Below are 18,938 nucleotides of genomic sequence, written 5' to 3' on the forward strand. Positions count from 1 at the left end.
TGAGGCCGCCCGCGGGCTGATCCGGCGACAGGTCCCGGGGTGCCGGACCATCGAGGAGGCGCTGTGACCCCCTCCCTGGGCGCTACCGACGCCATCCTTGGCGTAGGACCTCCTCTTCGACCTGTCCCCGGCGCCCGCCAGCTATCGACTCGGTAACGGGAATCAGCCAATCAGTCGATCGACCTCCACGTAGTCGAGCCCGAAGGCCTCGGCCACGGCGCGATAGGTCAGCTGGCCGTCGTGGACATTGAGGCCCGCGGCGAAGTGGGCATCGTCGGCCAGCGCCTGCTGCCAGCCCTTGTCGGCCAGGGCGACGACGAACGGCAGGGTGGCGTTGGTCAGCGCCTGGGTCGAGGTGCGCGCCACCGCGCCGGGCATGTTGGCCACGCAGTAGTGCACCACGCCGTCGACCACGTAGGTGGGCTCGGCGTGGGTGGTCGGCCGGCTGGTCTCGAAGCAGCCACCCTGATCGATGGCCACGTCCACCAGCACGCTGCCCGGCTTCATCTCCGCCAGCATGGCGCGGGTGATCAGCTTGGGCGCGGCGGCGCCGGGCACCAGCACGGCGCCGATGATCAGGTCGGACTCGCGCACCGCTTCCTCGAGGGCGTCGGCGGTGGAGAACACGGTCTTCATGCGGCCCTGGTAGCGGTCGTCGAGGGTCTCGAGGCGCGGGATGGACTTGTCCAGCACCGTCACCTCGGCGCCCAGCCCCAGCGCCATGCGCGCGGCGTTCTCGCCGACCACGCCGCCGCCGATCACGGTGACCCGCGCCGGCGCCACGCCGGGCACGCCCGGCAGCAGCACGCCGGCGCCGCCCTGGGCCTTCTCGAGACTGTGGGCGCCGGCCTGCACCGCCATGCGGCCCGCCACGGTGCTCATCGGTGCCAGCAGCGGCAGCCCGCCGTCGGCCGCGGTGATGGTCTCGTAGGCGATGCAGGTGGCGCCGCTTTCCATCAGCCCCCGGGTCAGCTCTTCCTCGGCGGCCAGGTGCAGGTAGGTGAACAGCGTCTGCCCCTTCGAGAGCCTCGCGACCTCCTCCGGCTGGGGCTCCTTGACCTTGAGGATCAACTCGGCCTCGGCCCACACCCTGGCCACGTCGGGCTCGAGGCGCGCGCCGGCGGCCTCGTAGTCGGCATCGCTGAAGCCGGCGCCCTCCCCGGCGCCGGCCTGAACGACCACCGCGTGGCCGCGGCCGATCAGCTCGCGGGCGCCGCTGGGCGTCAGGGCGACGCGGTATTCATGGTTCTTGATTTCCTTCGGAACGGCGATCTGCATGGACGATCCTCGCGGTTGGCCGATGGATGAGAATGGCTCACCACCTCATTACAGCACAGCAGAACGATCACGCAGACAGGCGCGCTTAAAAAGACAGGATTTTCAGGAAAGTGCCGAAAGGTACAGAACGTCGTTCGGCAAAACGGCCTTCTCACCACAATTCGCTCGACGAAACCGCCGCCGCCCTGCGGTTGCCCGACATCAGGGCCGGGAGCGGCCGCAGTTCCAGCAGGCATCGAACGCGCCTTCCAGCCGCTCGCCGCAACCGGGGCAGGTCCAGGCCGGGCGGTCCACGCGACCTTCGAGGGCGTCGTGGATCAGCGCCTCGGCCCGCGCCCGGTTGTGGGGCGCGACCCAGACCTCGGGTTCGCAGTCGCCCGGCGGCAGCTCACCGGCGCCGCCACCCAGGGTCAGGTTGCGCCGCTCGACGGGGATGCCGGCGACCTCCAGCAGGTTGGCCACGTGGCCGACCAGCAGCGGATTGGCGTGAGAGAAGACACGGACGAAGGCGAAGTCGTTCATGGGCGCTCGCGTTAAGGAAAAACGGGGCGCGCCGGATGGCGCGCCCCGTTTCATCGGGCCTCGATCAGTCGCGGAAGACACGCACGCCGAGGGCCTTGAGGTAGGCGGTCTCGGGAATCGCCGGGTGCACCGGGTGATCCGGCCCCTGGTGGCCCTGGAACAGGATCTGGGCGTGGCGATCCTGATGGCGGGCGGCACCGCGCACGGTGTCCACCAGACGCTCCGGCGCCAGATGCATCGAGCAGGAGGCCGACAGCAGCAGGCCGTCGCGGCCGAGCAGGCGCATGGCCTCGCGGTTGAGCTTGCCGTAGGCGCGCTCGCCGGCAGTGGTGTCCTTGCGCTTCTTGATGAAGGCGGGCGGATCCAGGATCACCACGTCGAACTGTTCGCCGTCGGCCTTGAGCGCGGCCATGGCCTCGAAGGCATCGCCCTCGCCCACCGCCACCTGCTCGTGCAGGCCGTTGAGGGCGGCGTTATCGGCGACCCGCTCCAGCGCCGGGGCGCTGGCGTCCACGCACAGCACCTCGCTGGCACCGCTGGCGGCGGCCTGAACGCCCCAGCCGCCGACGTAGCTGAACAGGTCGAGCACGCGCTTGCCGGCCACATGCTGGTTGAGCCAGGCGCGATTGACGCGGTGGTCGTAGAACCAGCCGGTCTTCTGGCCGTCGAGCACCGGGGCGACGAAGCGCACGCCGTTCTCCTCGAGCTCCACCGCCTCCGGCAGCGTGCCCTTGACCACCTCGATCTGGCTTTCGAGGCCTTCCTGACGGCGACCGGAGGTGTCGTTGCGCAGCACCACGGCGCTCGGGGAGACGACCTTGTCCAGGGCATCGAGCAGCGGCTCGAGCTGGGCCTCCATGCCGGCGGTGTTGAGCTGCACCACCAGCACGTCGCCGAAGCGGTCGATGATCAGCCCCGGCAGCAGGTCGCCCTCGCCGTGCACCAGGCGATAGAACGGCTTGTCGAACATGCGCTGGCGCAGGGCCAGGGCCTGGTTCAGGCGGTGGACCAGCAGCGAGCGGTCGAGCTGCATGGCCGGGTCGCGGGACACCAGGCGCGCGCAGATCAGCGAGTGGGCGTTGACGTAGGCCACGCCCAGCGCCTTGCCGTTGGCGGCCTCGACCTGGGCCTGCTCGCCGGGGGCGAAGTCCTTGAGCGGCATGGCCTGGATGTCGATCTCGTTGGAGTACAGCCAGAGATGTCCCGCCTTGAGGCGGCGATCGGCGTTCTTCTTCAGGCGCAGTGAGCGTAGGGCGGTCATGTCGTGGCTCTCATCATGGAGGTCGTGGGGACGTTCGGGGAATGCCGGCCGTGGGCCCGGGCATCGAAATCGAATCGGGTGGCGGCGCTCAGGTCTGGCACTCGCCGCAGAAGACGCTGGCCCGCTGGCCCAGGGTCACCAGGCGCAGCTCGGCGCCGCAGCGCCGGCAGGGCTGGCCGTCACGGCCGTAGACGTTGAGCCGCTGGGCGAAGTAGCCCGGCTCGCCGGTGCCGCTGACGAAGTCGCGCAGGGTGGTGCCGCCCTGGGTGATGGCGGCGGCCAGCACCTCGCTGACCGCGGCCGCCAGGCGGTCGTAGCGCTCGCGCGAGATGCGCCCGGCGGCGCGCCGGGGATCGATGCCGGCCAGGAACAGCGCCTCGGCGGCGTAGATGTTGCCGACGCCGACGACCACGGCATTGTCCATCAGGAAGGGCTTCACGGCCATGCGCCGCCGGCGCGACAGCTCGTACAGCCGCCCGCCGTCGAAGGCCTCGGAGAGCGGCTCCGGGCCCAGCTTCGCGAGGCGCGCGTCGTGCTCGGCATCGCCGGCCAGCCAGTCGACGAAACCGAAGCGCCGAGGGTCGTGATAGCGCAGCACCGCGCCGTCGTCGAGCACCAGGTCGACGTGGTCGTGCTTCTTGGGCAGCTCGCCGACCCGGGCGATGCGCAGGCTGCCGGACATGCCGAGATGCCACAGCAGCGTGCCGCCGCCGCCCTCCACGGGGATCAGCAGGTACTTGGCGCGACGCCCCAGCGAGCCGATGCGCGCGCCCACCAGGCGGTCGATCAGGTCTTCCGGCACCGGCACCCGCAGGCGGGACTGGCGCACGATCACCTCGGTGATCTCGCGGCCCTCCACGTGCGGGGCAATGCCGCGCCGGGTGGTCTCGACTTCGGGCAACTCGGGCATGGAATGACCTGCTATCGGCGGCGTGCGGCGATCATACGCAAGAACCCGACCATCGGGCCGGGTTCTTGGGGACAGGCCGAGGCCTGCGGCGGAAGCGATCTCGGGAACCGCGGGGATCCCGACTTACTTGATCTTGGCTTCCTTGTACATCACGTGCTTGCGAACAACCGGATCGAATTTCTTCATCTCCATCTTGTCAGGAGTGTTCCGCTTGTTCTTGTCGGTGGTGTAGAAGTGGCCGGTACCGGCGCTGGACACCAGACGAATCTTGTCACGCATGAGTCTTCTCCCTTATGGAAACGCTTAGACGGTTTCGCCACGCTTGCGAATGTCGCCGAGCACCGCTTCGATGCCCTTCTTGTCGATGATGCGCATGCCTTTGGAGGAGACGCGCAGCTTGACGAAGCGCTTCTCGGACTCCACCCAGAAACGGTGGCTGTGCAGGTTCGGCACGAAACGACGACGCGTCTTGCGCTGGGAGTGTGAAACGTTGTTACCAGTCACCGGGCGCTTGCCGGTAACCTGACATACTTTGGACATGAGAGCCTCCAACCGCTTGGCCAGGTACGAATACCTGATTGTTCAAAACCTGTCGGGCAAAACCGGGACGACCCCGCTGTCATTTGACCCAAGGGAATTCAAAGGCTGCACTTTATACCAGAGTCAACGTTGCCAGACAAGCGACGTGCAGAAATGTGCAGCGGCATCGCCGGCCGACGTGGCCTCGGGGCCAGTCTCGGGCGAGCACGACTGCGTCTGCGGATTTTGATCGCGGCGGATTATAGCAGCCCTCGCTCGGCGAATGACACCACCTCGCCGTCACCGACCACGAAATGATCCAGCACCCGGATCTCGAACAGCCCGAGCGCCTCCTTGAGACGCTCGGTGATGCGCCGGTCGGCATCGCTGGGCTCGGCCACCCCGGAGGGATGGTTGTGAGCGAAGATGATCGCCCCGGCGCCCAGCTCCAGGGCGCGGCGCACCACCTCGCGGGGATACACCGAGGCGCTGTCGAGGGTGCCACGGAACAGCGACTCGAAGCGGATCACCCGATGCTGGCTGTCGAGGAACAGCGCCGCGAACTCCTCGTGGCCGAGATGTCGCAGCCGCGAGGCCAGATAGGCGCGCACCAGCGACGGCGAGGTCAGCGCATCCTCCCGCGCCAGCTGGCTGGCCAGGTGGCGCCGGGACAGCTCCAGCGTGGCCTGCAGCTGCACGAACTTGGCCTCGCCCAGCCCGCGTTCGGCGCAGAAGCGCGTACGATCGGCCTCCAGCAGCGGCCGCAGGCCGCCGAAGGCCGACAGCAGGTCGCGGGCCAGATCCACCGCCGAGCGCCCGGTCACGCCCACGCGCAGAAAGATCGCCAGCAGCTCGGCGTCGGAAAGCGCCTCGGAACCCAGCGCCAGCAGCTTCTCCCGGGGGCGTTCGCCCTCCGGCCAGTCACGAATCGACATCCCGGCCTCCCTGCCCGTTTTTCATCCTCAGGATAGTGTAGCCCCGAGACCGGCAGGCGATAGCCGGAAGGCGTGGCACCGGCAACGCCGAGGAGCGCGGCTACGCAAGGGTGCGGCCGAATGGTAAGGTAGACGGCCGGATTCAGCCGCGGACACGACCATGTCGACAGCCCTTCCACGCCGCGTTCTGCTCGGCATCAGCGCCGGCATTGCCGCCTACAAGAGCGCCCAGCTCGCCCGCCTGCTCAAGCAGGCCGGCTGCGAGGTGCGCGTCGTGATGACCGACGGCGCCCAGGCCTTCATCACCCCGCTGACGCTGCAGGCGCTGACCGGCGAGCCGGTACGCACCTCGCTGCTCGACCCCGAGGCCGAAGCCGGCATGGGGCACATCGAGCTGGCCCGCTGGGCCGACCTGATTCTGATCGCCCCGGCCACCGCCGACGCGATGGCGCGGCTGGCTAACGGCCACGCCGACGACCTGCTCACCACCCTGTGCCTGGCGAGCGACGCCGACAAGGCCATGGCCCCGGCCATGAACCAGGCCATGTGGCGCGCCCCGGCCACCGCCCGCAACGCCCGCCGGCTGGCCGACGACGGCTGGCGGCTGCTGGGGCCGGACAGCGGCGACCAGGCCTGCGGCGACGTGGGCCCCGGCCGCATGCTCGAGCCCGACGCCATCCTCGCCGCCCTGAGCGCGCCCGCCGACCGCCCCGCCGAAGGTCTTAACGTGGTGATCACCGCCGGCCCCACCCGCGAGCCGCTGGACCCGGTGCGCTACCTCTCCAACCACAGCTCCGGCAAGATGGGCTACGCCCTGGCCACCGCCGCCGCCGCCCTCGGCGCCCGGGTGACGCTGATCAGCGGCCCGGTGGCGCTGCCTACCCCGGCGGGCGCGACGCGCCTCGACGTGGAAAGCGCCCGGGAGATGCACGACGCCGCCCAGCGCCTGGCCGGCGACTGCGACCTGTTCATCGGCTGCGCCGCGGTGGCGGACTACCGCGCCGAGGCGCCGGCCGAGCACAAGCTCAAGAAGCAGGATGGCGAGGACACCCTCACCCTGCGCCTGGTCAAGAATCCCGACATCATCGCCGCCGTCGCCGCACGGCCCGATCGTCCCTTCGTCGTCGGCTTCGCCGCCGAGACCCGGGACCTCGCCGCCTACGCCCACGACAAGCTCGCGCGCAAGGGGCTCGACATGGTGGTGGCCAATGACGTCTCCCGCGCCGGGCTCGGCTTCGGCGCCGACGACAACGCCGCCCTGCTGCTGTGGCGCGAGGGCGACACCACCGGCCAGGCCGACCTGCCGCCCCAGCCCAAGGCCGAGCTCGCCGAGGCCGTGATCCGACGCGCCCTGGCACGCCTGACCCCATCGGTCGGCGACGCCGGCTGATCCCCGACTCCGTTCGTCTTTTACCGTTCTATTTCTGGAAGCCACACCATGCCGACCACCGCCGACCGCCCCCGCCTCGCCGTCAAGCTGCTCGACGAGCGGATGCGCGACCACCTGCCCCACTACGCCACCCAAGGCTCCGCCGGCATGGACCTGCGCGCGCTGCTCGACGAGCCGCTGACCCTCGAGCCTGGCGACTGCCAGCTGGTGCGCACCGGACTCGCCATCCACATCGCCGACCCGGGTCTGGCCGGCATGATCCTTCCCCGCTCCGGGCTCGGCCACAAGCACGGCATCGTGCTCGGCAACCTGGTCGGGCTGATCGACTCCGACTACCAGGGCGAGCTGATGATCTCGGTGTGGAACCGCGGCAGCACCACCTTCACCCTCGAGCCCTTCGAGCGCCTGGCCCAGTACGTGCTGGTGCCGGTGGTGCAGGCCGAGCTCGAGCTGGTCGACGACTTCGACGAGAGCCTGCGCGGCGGCGGCGGCTTCGGCCACTCCGGTCGACACTGACGCCTCCGGTCGCCACTGATGCTTCGGGCCGCCACTGACGTTGCTGGCGCCACCGACAACGATTTCCTCACACAGGAACGATGACATGACTCAGAATGGCTCTTGCCAGGCTCCGGCCTCGATCTTCCGCGCTTACGACATCCGCGGCATCGTCGATGACACCCTCACCGAGGCCGGCGTCGAGGGCATCGGCCAAGCCATCGGCAGCGCCGCCCTCTCCCGCGGCGAATCCCGGGTGGTGGTGGCCCGCGACGGCCGCCTCTCCGGCCCGCGGCTCAAGGACGCCCTGACCCGCGGCCTGACCGCCAGCGGCTGCGACGTGATCGACATCGGCATGGTGCCGACCCCGGTGCTCTACTTCGCCACCCACGTGCTGGACGGCACCGCCTCCGGCGTGATGGTCACCGGCAGCCACAACCCGCCGGACTTCAACGGCTTCAAGATCGTGCTCGGCGGCGAGACGCTGTCCGGCGAGACGATCACCGACCTGCATCGCCGGATCGAGGAAGGCGACCTGGCCGAGGGCGCCGGCGAGGTGCACCAGGAAGACGTGCGCGAGGCCTATCTCGAGCGCATCCTCGGCGACGTGAGCCTGGCCCGCCCGCTCAAGGCGGTGGTGGACTGCGGCAACGGCGTGGCCGGCGAGCTCGGCCCCAAGCTGGTCGAGCGCCTGGGCGCCGAGACGATCCCGCTGTTCGCCGAGATCGACGGCACCTTCCCCAACCACCATCCGGACCCGGGCAAGCCCGAGAACCTCGAGGACCTGATCCGCGCCGTACGCGAGCACGACGCCGACATCGGCCTGGCCTTCGACGGCGACGGCGACCGCCTGGGCGTGATCACGCCCCAGGGCCAGCTGATCTACCCCGATCACCTGATGATGGCCTTCGCCGAGGACATGCTCGAGCGCAACCCCGGTGCGCGGGTGATCTTCGACGTCAAGTGCACCGGCAACCTGGCCCGCGTCATCGAGGAGGCCGGCGGCACCCCGGAGATGTGGCGCACCGGCCACTCGCTGATCAAGGCGCGCATGAAGGAGACCGGCGCGCAGCTGGCCGGCGAGATGAGCGGCCATATCTTCTTCAAGGAGCGCTGGTACGGCTTCGACGACGGCCTCTACGGCGCCGCCCGGCTGCTGGAGGTGCTGTCGCGTCATGAAGAGGACGCCGATGCCTTCTTCGCCCGCTACCCGCAGGACATCGGCACCCCGGAGATCAACGTCGCGGTGACCGACGAGACCAAGTTCGAGCTGGTGGCGCGGCTGGCCCGGGAAGGCGACTTCGGCGACGATGGCGTCAAGACCACCCTCGACGGCATCCGCGTCGACTATCCGGACGGCTGGGGCCTGTGCCGCGCCTCCAACACCACGCCGGTGCTGGTGCTGCGCTTCGAGGGCAAGAGCGACGCGGCGCTCGAGCGCATCCGCGCCCGCTTCGCCGATGCCCTCGCCCAGGTGGCCCCGGACCTCGAGCTCGCGCTGTGAGCCACGACAAAGACACGACCAGGAAGGAAGACATGAGCGAACAGAACCGCGACCCGCGCCAGGTAGTGGAGGTGCTGTCGGAGGCCCTGCCCTACATCCAGCGCTTCTCCGGCAAGACCGTGGTGGTCAAGTACGGCGGCAACGCCATGACCGAGGACACCCTGATCGACTCCTTCGCCCGCGACATGGTGTTGATGAAGGAGGTCGGCATCAATCCGGTGGTGGTCCACGGCGGCGGCCCGCAGATCGGCGACCTGCTCGACAAGCTCAAGATCGAGTCGCGCTTCGTCAACGGCATGCGCGTCACCGACGCCGAGACCATGGACGTGGTCGAGATGGTCCTGGGCGGGCTGGTCAACAAGGGCATCGTCAACCTGATCAACCAGAGCGGCGGCAAGGCCATCGGCCTGACCGGCAAGGACGGCGGCCAGATCCGTGCCCGCCAGCTCCAGGTCGAACAGCAGACGCCGGACATGGCCGCCTCCGAAATCATCGACATCGGCCACGTCGGCGAGGTCGAGCACATCTCCACCGACCTGATCGAGATGCTCGCCGAGCGCGACTTCATTCCGGTGATCGCACCGATCGGCGTCGACGAGGCCGGGCGCAGCTACAATATCAATGCCGACCTGGTGGCCGGCAAGGTGGCCGAGGCGCTGGACGCCGAGAAGCTGATGCTGCTGACCAACGTCTCCGGCCTGATGAACGCCGAGGGCGAGGTGCTCACCGGCCTGACCACCGCTCAAGTCGACGCCCTGATTGCCGATGGGACCATTCACGGCGGCATGCTGCCGAAGATCCGCTGCGCCCTGGACGCCGTGAAGGGCGGCGTGGCGAGCGCTCACATCGTCGACGGCCGGGTGCCCCATGCGACCCTGCTGGAAATCTTCACCAACGCGGGAGTGGGCACGCTGATCACCAACGCGAACCGATGATGATGCCGGGGCCGACGCCCCGGCTGCCCCTCTTATCAAGGACCGACAAGAAAAGAACATCATGACGCAGGCAACTCACACCCCCAGCCGCCGGGAGCAGATCCTCCAGGGGCTGGCGCTGATGCTGGAGGAAGACAGCGGCAAGCGCATCACCATCGCCGCCCTGGCGCGCCAGGTCGGCGTCTCCGAAGCCGCCCTCTACCGCCATTTCCCCAGCAAGGCACGCATGTTCGAGGGGCTCATCGAGTTCATCGAACAGACGCTGTTCGAACGCATCGGCCGCATCCTCGAGGAGGTGCCCGAGGCACTGCCTCGCTGCGGCCAGATCCTCACCCTGGTGCTGGCCTTCGCCGAGAAGAACCCGGGCCTGTCGCGGCTGCTCGGCGGCGACGCCCTGACCGGCGAGACGGCGCGGCTGCGCCAGCGCATCCACCAGCTGTTCGAGCGCCTCGAGACCCAGCTCAAGCAGGTGCTGCGGGAGGCGGAACTGCGCGAGGGGCGTCGCCCGTCGCTGCCGATTCCCGCCGCCGCCAACCTGCTGGTCGCTCAGGTCGAGGGACGCATCGCCCAGTACGTGCGCAGCGACTTCCGCCACCTGCCCACCGCGCACTGGGATGACCAGTGGCCGGTATTATCGGCGGGGCTACTGCGCGAGGCAGTGCAGACCGCCTAGCTGCAAGCTGCAAGCTGCAAGCTGCAAGCTGCAAGCTGCAAGCTGCAAGCTGCAAGCTGCAAGTCGACAGCCTGGAATCGCCCAGAGCAAAAGAAAACCCCGAAGGCTTAACCTTCGGGGTCTTCTTGTAGCTCGGCGCTTGTAGCTCGGCGCTTGTAGCTCGGCGCTTGTAGCTCGGGCGCTCGACGCTATCAGGCCGCCAGGGTCTCGCCGATCTGCTGTTTGATCTTCTTCATGGCGTTCTTCTCGAGCTGGCGGATGCGCTCGGCGGATACGCCATAGACGTCGGCCAGCTCGTGAAGGGTCGACTTGTCGTCGCTCAGCCAGCGCTGCTGGAGGATGTCGCGGGAGCGCTCGTCGAGCCCCTCCAGCGCCATCTGCAGGCGGCGGGTGGCGTCGGCCTCCCAGTCGCTGTCCTCGAGCTGGGTCGCCGGATCCTGGCTGGCGTCGTCCAGATAGTGGACCGGCGCCTGGTAGGCGGTCTCCTCGTCCTCGCCCGGCGCGGCATCGAAGCCGGCGTCGTGGGCGGACAAGCGCCCCTCCATCTCGCGCACGACCTCGGGCTTGACGTCGAGATCCTTGGCAATGGCCTCGACCTCGTCGGTGTTCAGCCAGGCCAGGCGCTTCTTGGCGCTGCGCAGGTTGAAGAACAGCTTGCGCTGCGCCTTGGTGGTGGCGATCTTGACGATCCGCCAGTTGCGCAGCACGAACTCGTGAATCTCGGCCTTGATCCAGTGTACGGCGAAGGACACCAGACGCACGCCCTGGCGCGGATCGAAACGCTTGACCGCCTTCATCAGGCCGACGTTGCCTTCCTGGATCAGGTCGGCCTGAGCCAGGCCATAGCCGGAATAGCTGCGCGCGATGTGTACGACGAAGCGCAGATGCGACATCACCAGACGGCGCGCCGCCTCGAGGTCGCCCTCGTCGTGCAGACGGAAGGCCAGGTCACGCTCCTCGTCGACGGTCAGCATGGGGATGCCGTTCACCGCCTGGATGTAGCCGTTGAGGTCGTGGCCCGGGGAAAGGTGGCCCACCGGCAGAAGACTGGTGCTCATGTGCAAAATGTCTCCGTTGAAGCCCGTGTGTGGAATCCCTTGTATGGAAACCCGTACTGGGAACCTGAGTCGCCGCATTGGATAGCGGCTTACCGATTTGGTTCCGGCAGTATTCCCGATTCGCAAATGCGTCGCTAGCGGGGCCGGATCTGAGCCAGGTGGCGACTCACGGCGATCCAGGCGCCCAGCCAGCCCAACAGTGTACTACAGCCGAGCAGGGTTGCCGACCCCGTGAAGCCGAGCCCCGGCAGCGTGAACGTCGCGCCGTAGCTGGCCGCCAGGGCGGAAATCGGCGCCGCCAGCCAGTTGCCGCCGAGGGTCAAGAGCCCGCAGGCGAGCAGGCCGCCGCCCAGGCCATACCAGGCCCCGCTGTAGAGGAAGGGACGGCGCACGAAGGCATGGGTGGCGCCGATCAGGGTCACCACCTCGATCTCCTGGCGTCGATTCTCCACCGCCAGGCGAACGGTGTTGCCGACCACCAGCAGCACCCCGAGGCCGAACAGCACGGCGAGCCCCAGCCCGACCCGGCGGCCCAGCTCGGCCAGGCGACCGAGGCGCTCCAGCCAGGCCAGGTCCAGGCGCACCTCCTCGACCCCGGCCACCTCCTCCAGGTCGCCGGCCAGGCGCTTCACCGTCGCCGGCGCGGGGTCGTCGGGGCGAATCACCACGCTGGCCGGCAGCGGATTGCCCGGCAGCCGCGCCAGGGCATCCTCCAGCCCCAGCGCCTGCTGGAATTCGGCCATGCCCTCGGCGGCGGTGATCAGGCGCGTGCCGGCCACGCCATCGTGGGCGGCGAGGGCCTCGACGATGCGCCCCGCCTCGGCGTCCCCGACGCGATCCTCCAGGTAAACGGTGACGGTCGCACTCTCGTCGAGCTCGGCATCGAGCAGTCGTGCCCCGTCCAGGGTCAGCCACAGCCCCGCGGGCAGCACCAGGGCGATGGCGATGGCGAGCATGGTCAGCAGGCTGCTCAGCGAGTGGCGCAGCAGCCGACGGGCACTGTCCAGCGCCATGGCCCGGTGGTGGCGCAGCCAGCTGCGCCAGCGGCCGCCGGAGGACGGACGCTGGGCACGGGCGCCACGGCGGGCAGGCGTCTCTCGGCTCATGAGGCCTCCTCGTCGGCCACCAGACGCCCTTCGTGGAGGCGCAGGGTACGGTGGCGCAGCCGGGCGATCAGCGCCAGATCGTGGCTGGCGATCATCACCGTGGTGCCGATGCGGTGAAAATCCTCGAACAGGCGCATGATGTCCGCCGAAAGCTGGGGATCCAGGTTGCCGGTGGGCTCGTCGGCCAGCAGCAGGGAGGGCTTGTTGACCACCGCCCGGGCGATGCCCACGCGCTGCTGCTCGCCGCCGGAAAGCTCGATCGGCAGCGCCTTCTCGCGGTGCAGCAGCCCCACCTTGTCCAGCGCGGCGCGCACCCGCCGCGCCGCCTCCCTCGGCTCGGCGCCCTGGATCTCCAGCGGCAGCGCCACGTTGTGATAGATCGAGCGGTCGAACAACAGCTGGTGATCCTGGAACACCACGCCGATCTGGCGCCGGTAGAACGGCACCTGGCTGTGATGCAGGCGGTCGATGTCATGACCGGCGACCAGGATGCGCCCGCGGCTGGGCCGCTCCAGGCGCATCAGCAGCCGCAGCAGCGAGCTCTTGCCGGCCCCGGAGTGGCCGGTGAGAAACACCATCTCGCCGCGGCGCACGCGGAAGTCGAGATTGGCGAGCGCCTCGAAGCGCCCGCCGTAGCGCTTGCCGACGTGCTCGAAGGCGATCATGCCGAGGCGTCGTCGCGGTCGAACAGGGCGTCGACGAACTCCCGGGCATGGAAGGGACGCAGATCGTCCAGGGTCTCGCCGACGCCGATGAAGCGGATCGGCGTGCCCAGCTGCTGGGCCAGGGCGAAGATGACGCCGCCCTTGGCGGTGCCATCGAGCTTGGTCAGGGTGATGCCGGAGACCGGCACCGCCTCGTTGAAGGTGGACGCCTGGGACAACGCGTTCTGACCGGTGCCGGCATCCAGCACCAGCATCACCTCATGGGGCGCCTGCTGGTCGAGCTTGCCCATCACCCGACGCACCTTCTTGAGCTCCTCCATCAGGTGCGCCTTGTTGTGCAGCCGGCCGGCGGTGTCGGCGATCAGCACGTCGACGCCGCGGGCGCGGGCCGCGGCCAGGGCATCGTAGACCACCGAGGCGCTGTCGGCGCCGGTGTGCTGCGCCACCACCGGCACGTCGTTGCGTTCGCCCCAGACCTTGAGCTGCTCCACGGCGGCGGCGCGGAAGGTATCGCCGGCGGCCAGCATCACGCTGCGGCCCTCGCGCTGGAAGCGCTGGGTCAGCTTGCCGATGGTGGTGGTCTTGCCGACACCGTTGACGCCGACCACCAGGATCACGAACGGCCCCTCGCCCTTGGGCGGCAGCTCGAGCGGCCCAGTGACGCCCTCGAGCAGGGTCGCCAGCTCCTCCTGCAGGGCCTTGTACAGCGCCTCGGGGTCCTTGAGCTCCTTGCGCGAGACGCGGTCGGTGAGCCGGTCGATGATCTCGGTGGTGGCCTCGATGCCCACGTCCGCCATCAGCAGCTGGGTCTCGAGCTCCTCCATCAGATCGTCGTCGATCTGCTTGCGGCCCATGAACAGGCCGGCGAGCCCTTCGGTCAGGTTGGCGCGGGTCTTGCCCAATCCCTCGCGCATGCGCGCGAACAGGCCCTTCTTCTTGCCCTGGGGCTTCTCGCGGGCCTCGGCCCTGGGCGTCTCCCCCGGCGCCGGAGCGGGCTCGGGCTCGGGCTCCGGTTCTGGCTCCACGACGGGCTCGGGCGCGGCGGCTTGTTCGGGTTCAGGAGCGGGCTCGGGCTCCGGCTCGGCTGGCGACTGGACGGCGGGCTCGGCCTCGGGCTCCGCGGCCGGCGGTTCGGCGTCTGCCACCTCGGGCGTCTCGGGCTCGGACGCTTCCGGTTCGACGTCGGCTGCCCGGGGCGTCTCAGGCGCCTCTACCGGCGCGGGTTCGGCGCCTGCCGTAGGGGTCTCGGGCTCCTCGACCGGCTCAGGCTCAATGGCCGGCTCGGGCGCTGCGGACGCCTCGGTTTCATCGTCGCGCTCGGCGACGGGGGCGGGCTCGGTCGCCGGGGCGGGCTGCGCCTCGGTCGGCGTCTCGGCCTCCGGCTCGGCCGTCGCGGCATCAGGCGCCTCCTCCTGCTCGACCTCGGGGGCCTGCTGGGGCTCCTGCTGCTGCTCTTGCTGCTTCTTCTTGCGCTTGAAAAAACCGAACATGGGGGGATTCAGCCTCGCGGGTGAACGAATCGCCACATCCTACCATCGCGCACCATGACTGTGGACAAGGCGCCCGCTACAATCGGCGCCCATGAGCCGACGACGCCCCTCCTCCCGTTCCTCGACGCCTGCCCGCGGCCGCGGCAAGCAGGCGACCTCCCGCCCCGCCGGGCAGCTGCGCATCATCGGCGGCGCGCATCGCCGCCGCCGGCTGCCGGTGCTGGACAGCCCGGGCCTGCGCCCCACGCCGGACCGCGTCCGCGAGACGCTGTTCAACTGGCTGGGCATGGCCACGCCCGGCGCCCGGGTGCTGGACCTGTTCGCCGGCACCGGCGCGCTGGGCCTGGAGGCCCTCTCCCGCGGTGCCGCCGAGGCGACGCTGGTGGAGCGCGACGCGCGGGTCGCCCGGGCGCTGTCCGATAACCTGGCGACGCTTGGCATCGCGTCCGCCGAGGTCAGCGTCGCCGATGCGCTCGGCTATCTCGAGGCCGGGCTCGCCGAGGAACGGTCGCCCTTCTCGCTGGTGTTCCTCGACCCGCCCTTCCGCCAGGGCCTCGCCGCGCCCTGCTGCCGCGCGCTCGAGGCCGGTTGGCTGGCGGCGGACGCCTGGATCTACGTGGAGACCGAGTCGGAGCTCACGCCGGCGGTGCCGAGCGGCTGGCGGCTGCATCGCGAGGTGCGGGCCGGCGACAGCACCGGGCGGCTCTATCACCGCCCGGACACGGCCGGCGCGTCGCCCGACGACGACGCTTGCTGAGCCCCCTCCACGGCGTTAGTCTGCCGCTGCAGGACGCCAATCACGGGCCCCGCCCCGCCGACATCGTCAGGAGAAACGGATGAGCATCGAACTCTTCAACCAGCTCGAACAGAAGGTATCCAGCGCCGTCGAGGCACTGGAATTGATGAAACTGGAAGCCGAGGAGCTGCGCGAGGAAAACGCCCGCCTCAAGCAGGAGCGTGAGGAATGGGAACGTCGCCTGTCCGCGCTGCTGGGCAAGTTCGACGATGTCGAGACCGGCAACACCGCCGAACAGCAGGCCGGCTGACGTCCCGGACCGCTCCGCCCCTGGCCGGTCCGTCGTTCGTCAGGCCAGGGGGAGAGACATCAGCAACGCGTCCTCGCGTTCGGTGCCGGCCAGCGGCGGATAGTAGCCGCGCCGGCGCCCGTCTTCCGCGAATCCCGCCCGCCGATACAGCGCGATCGCCGCGGCATTGCCTGCCCTGACCTCCAGCAGCAGCCGCTCGGCGCCCCACTCCCGCGCCCGCTCGATCACCGCGGCCAGCAGCCTTCCCGCCAGCCCCTCGCCGCGCCGTTCCGGTGCGATGAGAATGCTCTCGAGCTCGGCATCGAAGGGCTGACGCGACACCACCGCGTGGCCGATCAGCCCTGCCGCATCTTCCAGCCCCAGCACCGCGTATTCCGCCGCCGCCAGCGCCTGCTCGAGCCGCGTCGCCGACCAGGGATGAGCCTGGCCGCTCGCCTCCAGTTCGATCAGCGCCGAAAGATCGGGAAGGCCCAACGCGCGCAGGCGAGGCTCAGGCATCGCCTTTCGCCTCGCCCTGAGCCTCACCATTCCACTCACGACGCCAGTCGAGCAGCCGCGGCCAGAGATCGCGCTTGGCCTCGGCGCTTCCCCCCAGGGTCTCCAGCGCCGGCCCCTGCCAGGCCGGCAGGTCCAGCGCCGTCGAGCGCTCGCCGTCGAGCGCCAGCACCCGCGTCAGGGTGGCGTCGTCGCCGAACACCAGCAGCCGTTCCGGCGCCCAGCCGCGACGCGCGCGGCCGGCCAGGAAGGCCCCGAGCCCCTGGCGCGCCTCGTCCAGCGGCGCCTGCACCTCCAGGCCTTCGATCTGGGGCCAGTGGAAGGGTTCGAAGGCCGGCGCATGCTCCGGGGTGACACCGGCGGCACGCAGCAGGTTGACCAGCAGCCGCTGCGCCAGCGGCGAGGGGGACGCCTCGCCGGGCTGTACCACCAGCCAGCGCCCGTCCAGGCAGGCCACCTGCAGGGCGAAGCGCAGGGCTTCCCGGGACTCGTCGGCGGCAGTCTCCCGGGCAGGTGCCGACGCGACGGGCGGCGGCGTCTCCTCGGGAGCCGCCTCGGGCACCAGCCCGCCAAGCAGCGCACGCGCCTTGCGCTCGCCCGGCGGCGGATGCACGGGCGCCTCCGCCGCGGGCGACGCGGGGACGGTCGGTGCAGGAGACGCCTCCGCGGGCGCGTCCAGCAACGCCTGAAGGCGCTCGCCGGGCGCCTGCCGGGCGCCATCGTCCGGCGTCGGCAGCTCCCACTCGCAGGCCTCGGTCTCTCGGGCGTTGGGCAGCCGGTAGCGCGCCGTCCAGGCCGTCAGGCCCATGGCCTCCAGGTACTGCAGCCGCTGGGGCTCGGTGGTCACGACTGACCGCCGCCCCGGCAGTTCGGGGAGTCCGGGCGCGCTGCGCCGCGGGCCTGCCACTCATCCGGGGTGTAAGGGTGCAGCGCCAGGGCGTGCACGGGGCCGGCCAGCTCGTCGGCCAGCAGCGCATAGATCTGCTGGTGACGCTTGACCGGCATGATGCCGGCGAAACGCGGCGACACCACGGTCACCTTGAAGTGGGTCTCGGAATTCGGCGGCACATGGTGCATGTGGCTCTCGTTCTCCACCGTCAGGTAGGTGGGCTCGAGGGCCTGGAGCTTGTGCTCGATGGTCGACTGGATGCTCATCTCGGCGTTCCGCTGGTGAGTGTCGGGGATCATTGTACGCTTTCGGCCGCGGCGCGACGACGGGCGCGCAGCGCCTCGCCGGCCAGCGAGACACGCCCGAGGCTGGCCAGCAGCGACAGGCCGGTGGCCGCCATGCCGGCCCACAGCGTCGCTTGCACAGGTGCCCCGGCGGCCAGGCAGGCGCCGACCAGCGCCACGCCCAGGGACTGCCCCACGGTGCGCGTGGTGCTCATCACGCCGGAGGCATTGGCGCTCTTCTCGGCCGGCACGCTGCCCATCAGCTCGCGATTGTTGGGCGGCTGAAAGAAGCCGAAGCCGAGCCCGCACAGCGCGGTGCGCCACAGGCAGTCGATCACCTCGGCGTCGGCATCGAGCATCGCCAGGCTGCCCAGGCCGATCATCAGCAGCACCAGGCCCGCCGAGCTCAACAGGCTGGGGTTGAAACGATCGGCCAGCCGACCGGCGAGCGGCCCGGCCACCATGATCGTCAGCGGCCAGGGGGTGAACAGCCAGGCGGTCTCCAGCGGCGAGAAGCCCATCTCCTGCTGGTAGAGGAAGGACAGGGCGACGAAAGCCAGCCCCTGGCCGACGAAGGCCAGCCCCTGGGAGGACACCGCCAGGCTGAAGCGGCGCTCGGCGAACATCGACAGCGCCATCAGCGGATAGGGCGCGCGGCGCTGGCGGGCCAGGAAGGCGGCGCCGGCGATCAGGCTGAGGGCAAGCCAGCCCAGCGTCTCGAGACCGGGGAGCTCGGCGCCGTTGCCGTCCATGGCCACGAAGAAACCGCCCAGCGTGACCATGGCCAGCAGCGCCCCCCAGCCGTCGAAGCCGCCGCGGCGGCCCGGCTCCCTGGGCAGCGCCCGCCAGGCCAGCACGACCGCCCCCATCGCCGGCAGCGCCGGCAGCGCGAACAGCCACGGCCAGCGGGCCACCGAGAGGATCGAACCGCCCAGCGCGGGTCCCGCGGCGTAACCGATGCCCACCACCAGCGAGCTCAGCCCCAGGGCACTGCCCAGCAGCCGCGAGGGAAAGATGGCGCGATACAGCGAGGGCCCGATCGACAGCGTCGCCGCCGCCGCCACGCCCTGCAGGGCGCGGAACGCCAGCAGCGCCTCCAGGCTGCGCGACAGCGCGCAGCCCAGCGCGGCGACGGCGAACAGCACCAGCCCGCCCATGTAGATCCGGCGCCGGCCGACCAGCTCGCTCAGCGCGGCGAAGACCAGCAGGAAGGCCGCGCAGGTCACCTGGAAGAGGTTGGTCACCCACACCGCGTCGGCCGGCGCCACCTCGAGATCGGCGGCGATGGAGGGCAGCGCCAGGTTGACCATGGAGTTGTCCATCACCGCCATGGTGGTGCCGAGGATCAGCGCCAGCACGGCGAGACGGCGTTCGGAACCCGGCAGGCCATCGTCACCGGGGCGGTTCGAGAAGAGTCGGCTCATGTGTGATCGTCGCTGACAAGAAAACCGGCCGAAGCCGGTTTTCTCGAGGTTTACCTGCC

General features: G+C 70.1%; 22 protein-coding genes. 7 read left to right on the top strand and 15 right to left on the bottom strand.

All coding sequences use genetic code 11. From position 1 onward, the window contains the following. Positions 1-162 precede the first annotated feature (162 nt). The 7 genes from ald to radC all read right to left on the bottom strand — a co-directional run bounded on the left by ald (position 163) and on the right by radC (position 5,425). The gene (gene ald / locus QWG60_RS14560) at positions 163-1,278 is read right to left on the bottom strand and encodes an alanine dehydrogenase (RefSeq protein WP_046078379.1); all 1,116 of its coding nucleotides are present in this window, start codon (positions 1,276-1,278) and stop codon (positions 163-165) included. A 201-nt stretch (positions 1,279-1,479) separates the two neighbouring features. After that, on the bottom strand, positions 1,480-1,800 hold the full coding sequence (locus tag QWG60_RS14565) for a putative signal transducing protein (protein ID WP_046078380.1): 321 nt from the start codon (positions 1,798-1,800) through the stop codon (positions 1,480-1,482). A 64-nt stretch (positions 1,801-1,864) separates the two neighbouring features. After that, a complete protein-coding gene (locus tag QWG60_RS14570) occupies positions 1,865-3,061 on the bottom strand; it encodes a class I SAM-dependent rRNA methyltransferase (protein ID WP_146908388.1) in 1,197 nt (398 codons plus the stop codon). 88 nt (positions 3,062-3,149) lie between these two features. Then, positions 3,150-3,971, bottom strand: coding sequence for a bifunctional DNA-formamidopyrimidine glycosylase/DNA-(apurinic or apyrimidinic site) lyase (mutM, locus tag QWG60_RS14575; RefSeq protein WP_046078382.1), 822 nt, complete (start codon positions 3,969-3,971; stop codon positions 3,150-3,152). A gap of 123 nt (positions 3,972-4,094) precedes the next feature. Continuing rightward, a complete protein-coding gene (rpmG, locus tag QWG60_RS14580) occupies positions 4,095-4,250 on the bottom strand; it encodes a 50S ribosomal protein L33 (protein ID WP_016856547.1) in 156 nt (51 codons plus the stop codon). Positions 4,251-4,274: 24 nt separating this feature from the next. Further along, a complete protein-coding gene (rpmB, locus tag QWG60_RS14585) occupies positions 4,275-4,511 on the bottom strand; it encodes a 50S ribosomal protein L28 (RefSeq protein ID WP_035592734.1) in 237 nt (78 codons plus the stop codon). 239 nt (positions 4,512-4,750) lie between these two features. After that, positions 4,751-5,425, bottom strand: a complete 675-nt coding sequence (gene radC / locus QWG60_RS14590; protein ID WP_046078383.1) for a RadC family protein — start codon at positions 5,423-5,425, stop codon at positions 4,751-4,753. Positions 5,426-5,585: 160 nt separating this feature from the next. Between radC and coaBC the strand changes: the two genes are divergently transcribed. The 5 genes from coaBC to slmA all read left to right on the top strand — a co-directional run bounded on the left by coaBC (position 5,586) and on the right by slmA (position 10,422). After that, positions 5,586-6,815, top strand: coding sequence for a bifunctional phosphopantothenoylcysteine decarboxylase/phosphopantothenate--cysteine ligase CoaBC (gene coaBC, locus QWG60_RS14595; protein WP_146908385.1), 1,230 nt, complete (start codon positions 5,586-5,588; stop codon positions 6,813-6,815). A gap of 48 nt (positions 6,816-6,863) precedes the next feature. Continuing rightward, complete coding sequence (gene dut / locus QWG60_RS14600) at positions 6,864-7,331, top strand: dUTP diphosphatase (RefSeq protein ID WP_046078385.1); 468 nt, start codon at positions 6,864-6,866, stop codon at positions 7,329-7,331. Between the two features lie 85 nt (positions 7,332-7,416). Continuing rightward, positions 7,417-8,814 (top strand): phosphomannomutase/phosphoglucomutase, encoded by a 1,398-nt coding sequence (locus QWG60_RS14605; RefSeq protein WP_146908382.1) that lies wholly within the window; start codon positions 7,417-7,419, stop codon positions 8,812-8,814. 32 nt (positions 8,815-8,846) lie between these two features. Beyond that, positions 8,847-9,749, top strand: a complete 903-nt coding sequence (gene argB / locus QWG60_RS14610) for an acetylglutamate kinase (protein WP_035592742.1) — start codon at positions 8,847-8,849, stop codon at positions 9,747-9,749. 61 nt (positions 9,750-9,810) lie between these two features. Next, a complete protein-coding gene (gene slmA / locus QWG60_RS14615) occupies positions 9,811-10,422 on the top strand; it encodes a nucleoid occlusion factor SlmA (RefSeq protein ID WP_035592743.1) in 612 nt (203 codons plus the stop codon). Positions 10,423-10,613: 191 nt separating this feature from the next. Here slmA and rpoH read toward each other — a convergent pair whose 3' ends face one another. The 4 genes from rpoH to ftsY all read right to left on the bottom strand — a co-directional run bounded on the left by rpoH (position 10,614) and on the right by ftsY (position 14,741). Beyond that, on the bottom strand, positions 10,614-11,480 hold the full coding sequence (rpoH, locus tag QWG60_RS14620) for an RNA polymerase sigma factor RpoH (protein ID WP_106487804.1): 867 nt from the start codon (positions 11,478-11,480) through the stop codon (positions 10,614-10,616). Between the two features lie 134 nt (positions 11,481-11,614). Then, complete coding sequence (gene ftsX, locus QWG60_RS14625) at positions 11,615-12,586, bottom strand: permease-like cell division protein FtsX (protein ID WP_146909209.1); 972 nt, start codon at positions 12,584-12,586, stop codon at positions 11,615-11,617. After that, a complete protein-coding gene (ftsE, locus tag QWG60_RS14630) occupies positions 12,583-13,251 on the bottom strand; it encodes a cell division ATP-binding protein FtsE (protein ID WP_035592751.1) in 669 nt (222 codons plus the stop codon). The genes ftsX and ftsE overlap by 4 nt, the downstream gene beginning before the upstream one ends. Continuing rightward, complete coding sequence (ftsY, locus tag QWG60_RS14635) at positions 13,248-14,741, bottom strand: signal recognition particle-docking protein FtsY (RefSeq protein ID WP_146909212.1); 1,494 nt, start codon at positions 14,739-14,741, stop codon at positions 13,248-13,250. Before ftsY ends, ftsE begins: the two co-directional genes overlap by 4 nt. Positions 14,742-14,832: 91 nt before the next feature. Between ftsY and rsmD the strand changes: the two genes are divergently transcribed. Beyond that, positions 14,833-15,498 (top strand): 16S rRNA (guanine(966)-N(2))-methyltransferase RsmD, encoded by a 666-nt coding sequence (rsmD, locus tag QWG60_RS14640; RefSeq protein ID WP_146909214.1) that lies wholly within the window; start codon positions 14,833-14,835, stop codon positions 15,496-15,498. A gap of 79 nt (positions 15,499-15,577) precedes the next feature. Continuing rightward, positions 15,578-15,787: a cell division protein ZapB gene (locus QWG60_RS14645; RefSeq protein WP_035592757.1), complete on the top strand. Its 210-nt coding sequence runs from the start codon at positions 15,578-15,580 to the stop codon at positions 15,785-15,787. Positions 15,788-15,826: 39 nt separating this feature from the next. On the opposite strand, the gene rimI is transcribed toward QWG60_RS14645, so the two are convergent. The 4 genes from rimI to QWG60_RS14665 are packed head-to-tail and all read right to left on the bottom strand — an operon-like array spanning position 15,827 to position 18,879. Next, positions 15,827-16,285 (bottom strand): ribosomal protein S18-alanine N-acetyltransferase, encoded by a 459-nt coding sequence (gene rimI / locus QWG60_RS14650; RefSeq protein WP_146909216.1) that lies wholly within the window; start codon positions 16,283-16,285, stop codon positions 15,827-15,829. Further along, positions 16,278-17,129, bottom strand: a complete 852-nt coding sequence (locus QWG60_RS14655) for a hypothetical protein (protein WP_146909218.1) — start codon at positions 17,127-17,129, stop codon at positions 16,278-16,280. The genes rimI and QWG60_RS14655 overlap by 8 nt, the downstream gene beginning before the upstream one ends. After that, positions 17,126-17,437, bottom strand: coding sequence for a BolA family protein (locus QWG60_RS14660; RefSeq protein WP_146909220.1), 312 nt, complete (start codon positions 17,435-17,437; stop codon positions 17,126-17,128). Before QWG60_RS14660 ends, QWG60_RS14655 begins: the two co-directional genes overlap by 4 nt. Before the next feature lie 29 nt (positions 17,438-17,466). Further along, positions 17,467-18,879, bottom strand: coding sequence for an MFS transporter (locus QWG60_RS14665; RefSeq protein ID WP_046078394.1), 1,413 nt, complete (start codon positions 18,877-18,879; stop codon positions 17,467-17,469). Positions 18,880-18,938: the final 59 nt, after the last annotated feature.

It is taken from the genome of Halomonas halophila (assembly GCF_030406665.1).
Lineage (GTDB): Bacteria > Pseudomonadota > Gammaproteobacteria > Pseudomonadales > Halomonadaceae > Halomonas > Halomonas halophila.

Bases quoted from the DNA above. Each gene is read 5' to 3' on its own strand.
- QWG60_RS14605 (WP_146908382.1), top strand. From the start codon at position 7,417: ATGACTCAGAATGGCTCTTGCCAGGCTCCGGCCTCGATCTTCCGCGCT.
- rpmG (WP_016856547.1), bottom strand. From the start codon at position 4,250: ATGCGTGACAAGATTCGTCTGGTGTCCAGCGCCGGTACCGGCCACTTC.
- dut (WP_046078385.1), top strand. From the start codon at position 6,864: ATGCCGACCACCGCCGACCGCCCCCGCCTCGCCGTCAAGCTGCTCGAC.
- QWG60_RS14570 (WP_146908388.1), bottom strand. From the start codon at position 3,061: ATGACCGCCCTACGCTCACTGCGCCTGAAGAAGAACGCCGATCGCCGC.
- mutM (WP_046078382.1), bottom strand. From the start codon at position 3,971: ATGCCCGAGTTGCCCGAAGTCGAGACCACCCGGCGCGGCATTGCCCCG.
- ftsY (WP_146909212.1), bottom strand. From the start codon at position 14,741: ATGTTCGGTTTTTTCAAGCGCAAGAAGAAGCAGCAAGAGCAGCAGCAG.
- ftsX (WP_146909209.1), bottom strand. From the start codon at position 12,586: ATGAGCCGAGAGACGCCTGCCCGCCGTGGCGCCCGTGCCCAGCGTCCG.
- QWG60_RS14565 (WP_046078380.1), bottom strand. From the start codon at position 1,800: ATGAACGACTTCGCCTTCGTCCGTGTCTTCTCTCACGCCAATCCGCTG.
- ald (WP_046078379.1), bottom strand. From the start codon at position 1,278: ATGCAGATCGCCGTTCCGAAGGAAATCAAGAACCATGAATACCGCGTC.
- coaBC (WP_146908385.1), top strand. From the start codon at position 5,586: ATGTCGACAGCCCTTCCACGCCGCGTTCTGCTCGGCATCAGCGCCGGC.
- QWG60_RS14660 (WP_146909220.1), bottom strand. From the start codon at position 17,437: ATGAGCATCCAGTCGACCATCGAGCACAAGCTCCAGGCCCTCGAGCCC.
- QWG60_RS14645 (WP_035592757.1), top strand. From the start codon at position 15,578: ATGAGCATCGAACTCTTCAACCAGCTCGAACAGAAGGTATCCAGCGCC.
- rimI (WP_146909216.1), bottom strand. From the start codon at position 16,285: ATGCCTGAGCCTCGCCTGCGCGCGTTGGGCCTTCCCGATCTTTCGGCG.
- argB (WP_035592742.1), top strand. From the start codon at position 8,847: ATGAGCGAACAGAACCGCGACCCGCGCCAGGTAGTGGAGGTGCTGTCG.
- ftsE (WP_035592751.1), bottom strand. From the start codon at position 13,251: ATGATCGCCTTCGAGCACGTCGGCAAGCGCTACGGCGGGCGCTTCGAG.
- rsmD (WP_146909214.1), top strand. From the start codon at position 14,833: ATGAGCCGACGACGCCCCTCCTCCCGTTCCTCGACGCCTGCCCGCGGC.
- radC (WP_046078383.1), bottom strand. From the start codon at position 5,425: ATGTCGATTCGTGACTGGCCGGAGGGCGAACGCCCCCGGGAGAAGCTG.
- QWG60_RS14665 (WP_046078394.1), bottom strand. From the start codon at position 18,879: ATGAGCCGACTCTTCTCGAACCGCCCCGGTGACGATGGCCTGCCGGGT.
- rpoH (WP_106487804.1), bottom strand. From the start codon at position 11,480: ATGAGCACCAGTCTTCTGCCGGTGGGCCACCTTTCCCCGGGCCACGAC.
- rpmB (WP_035592734.1), bottom strand. From the start codon at position 4,511: ATGTCCAAAGTATGTCAGGTTACCGGCAAGCGCCCGGTGACTGGTAAC.
- slmA (WP_035592743.1), top strand. From the start codon at position 9,811: ATGACGCAGGCAACTCACACCCCCAGCCGCCGGGAGCAGATCCTCCAG.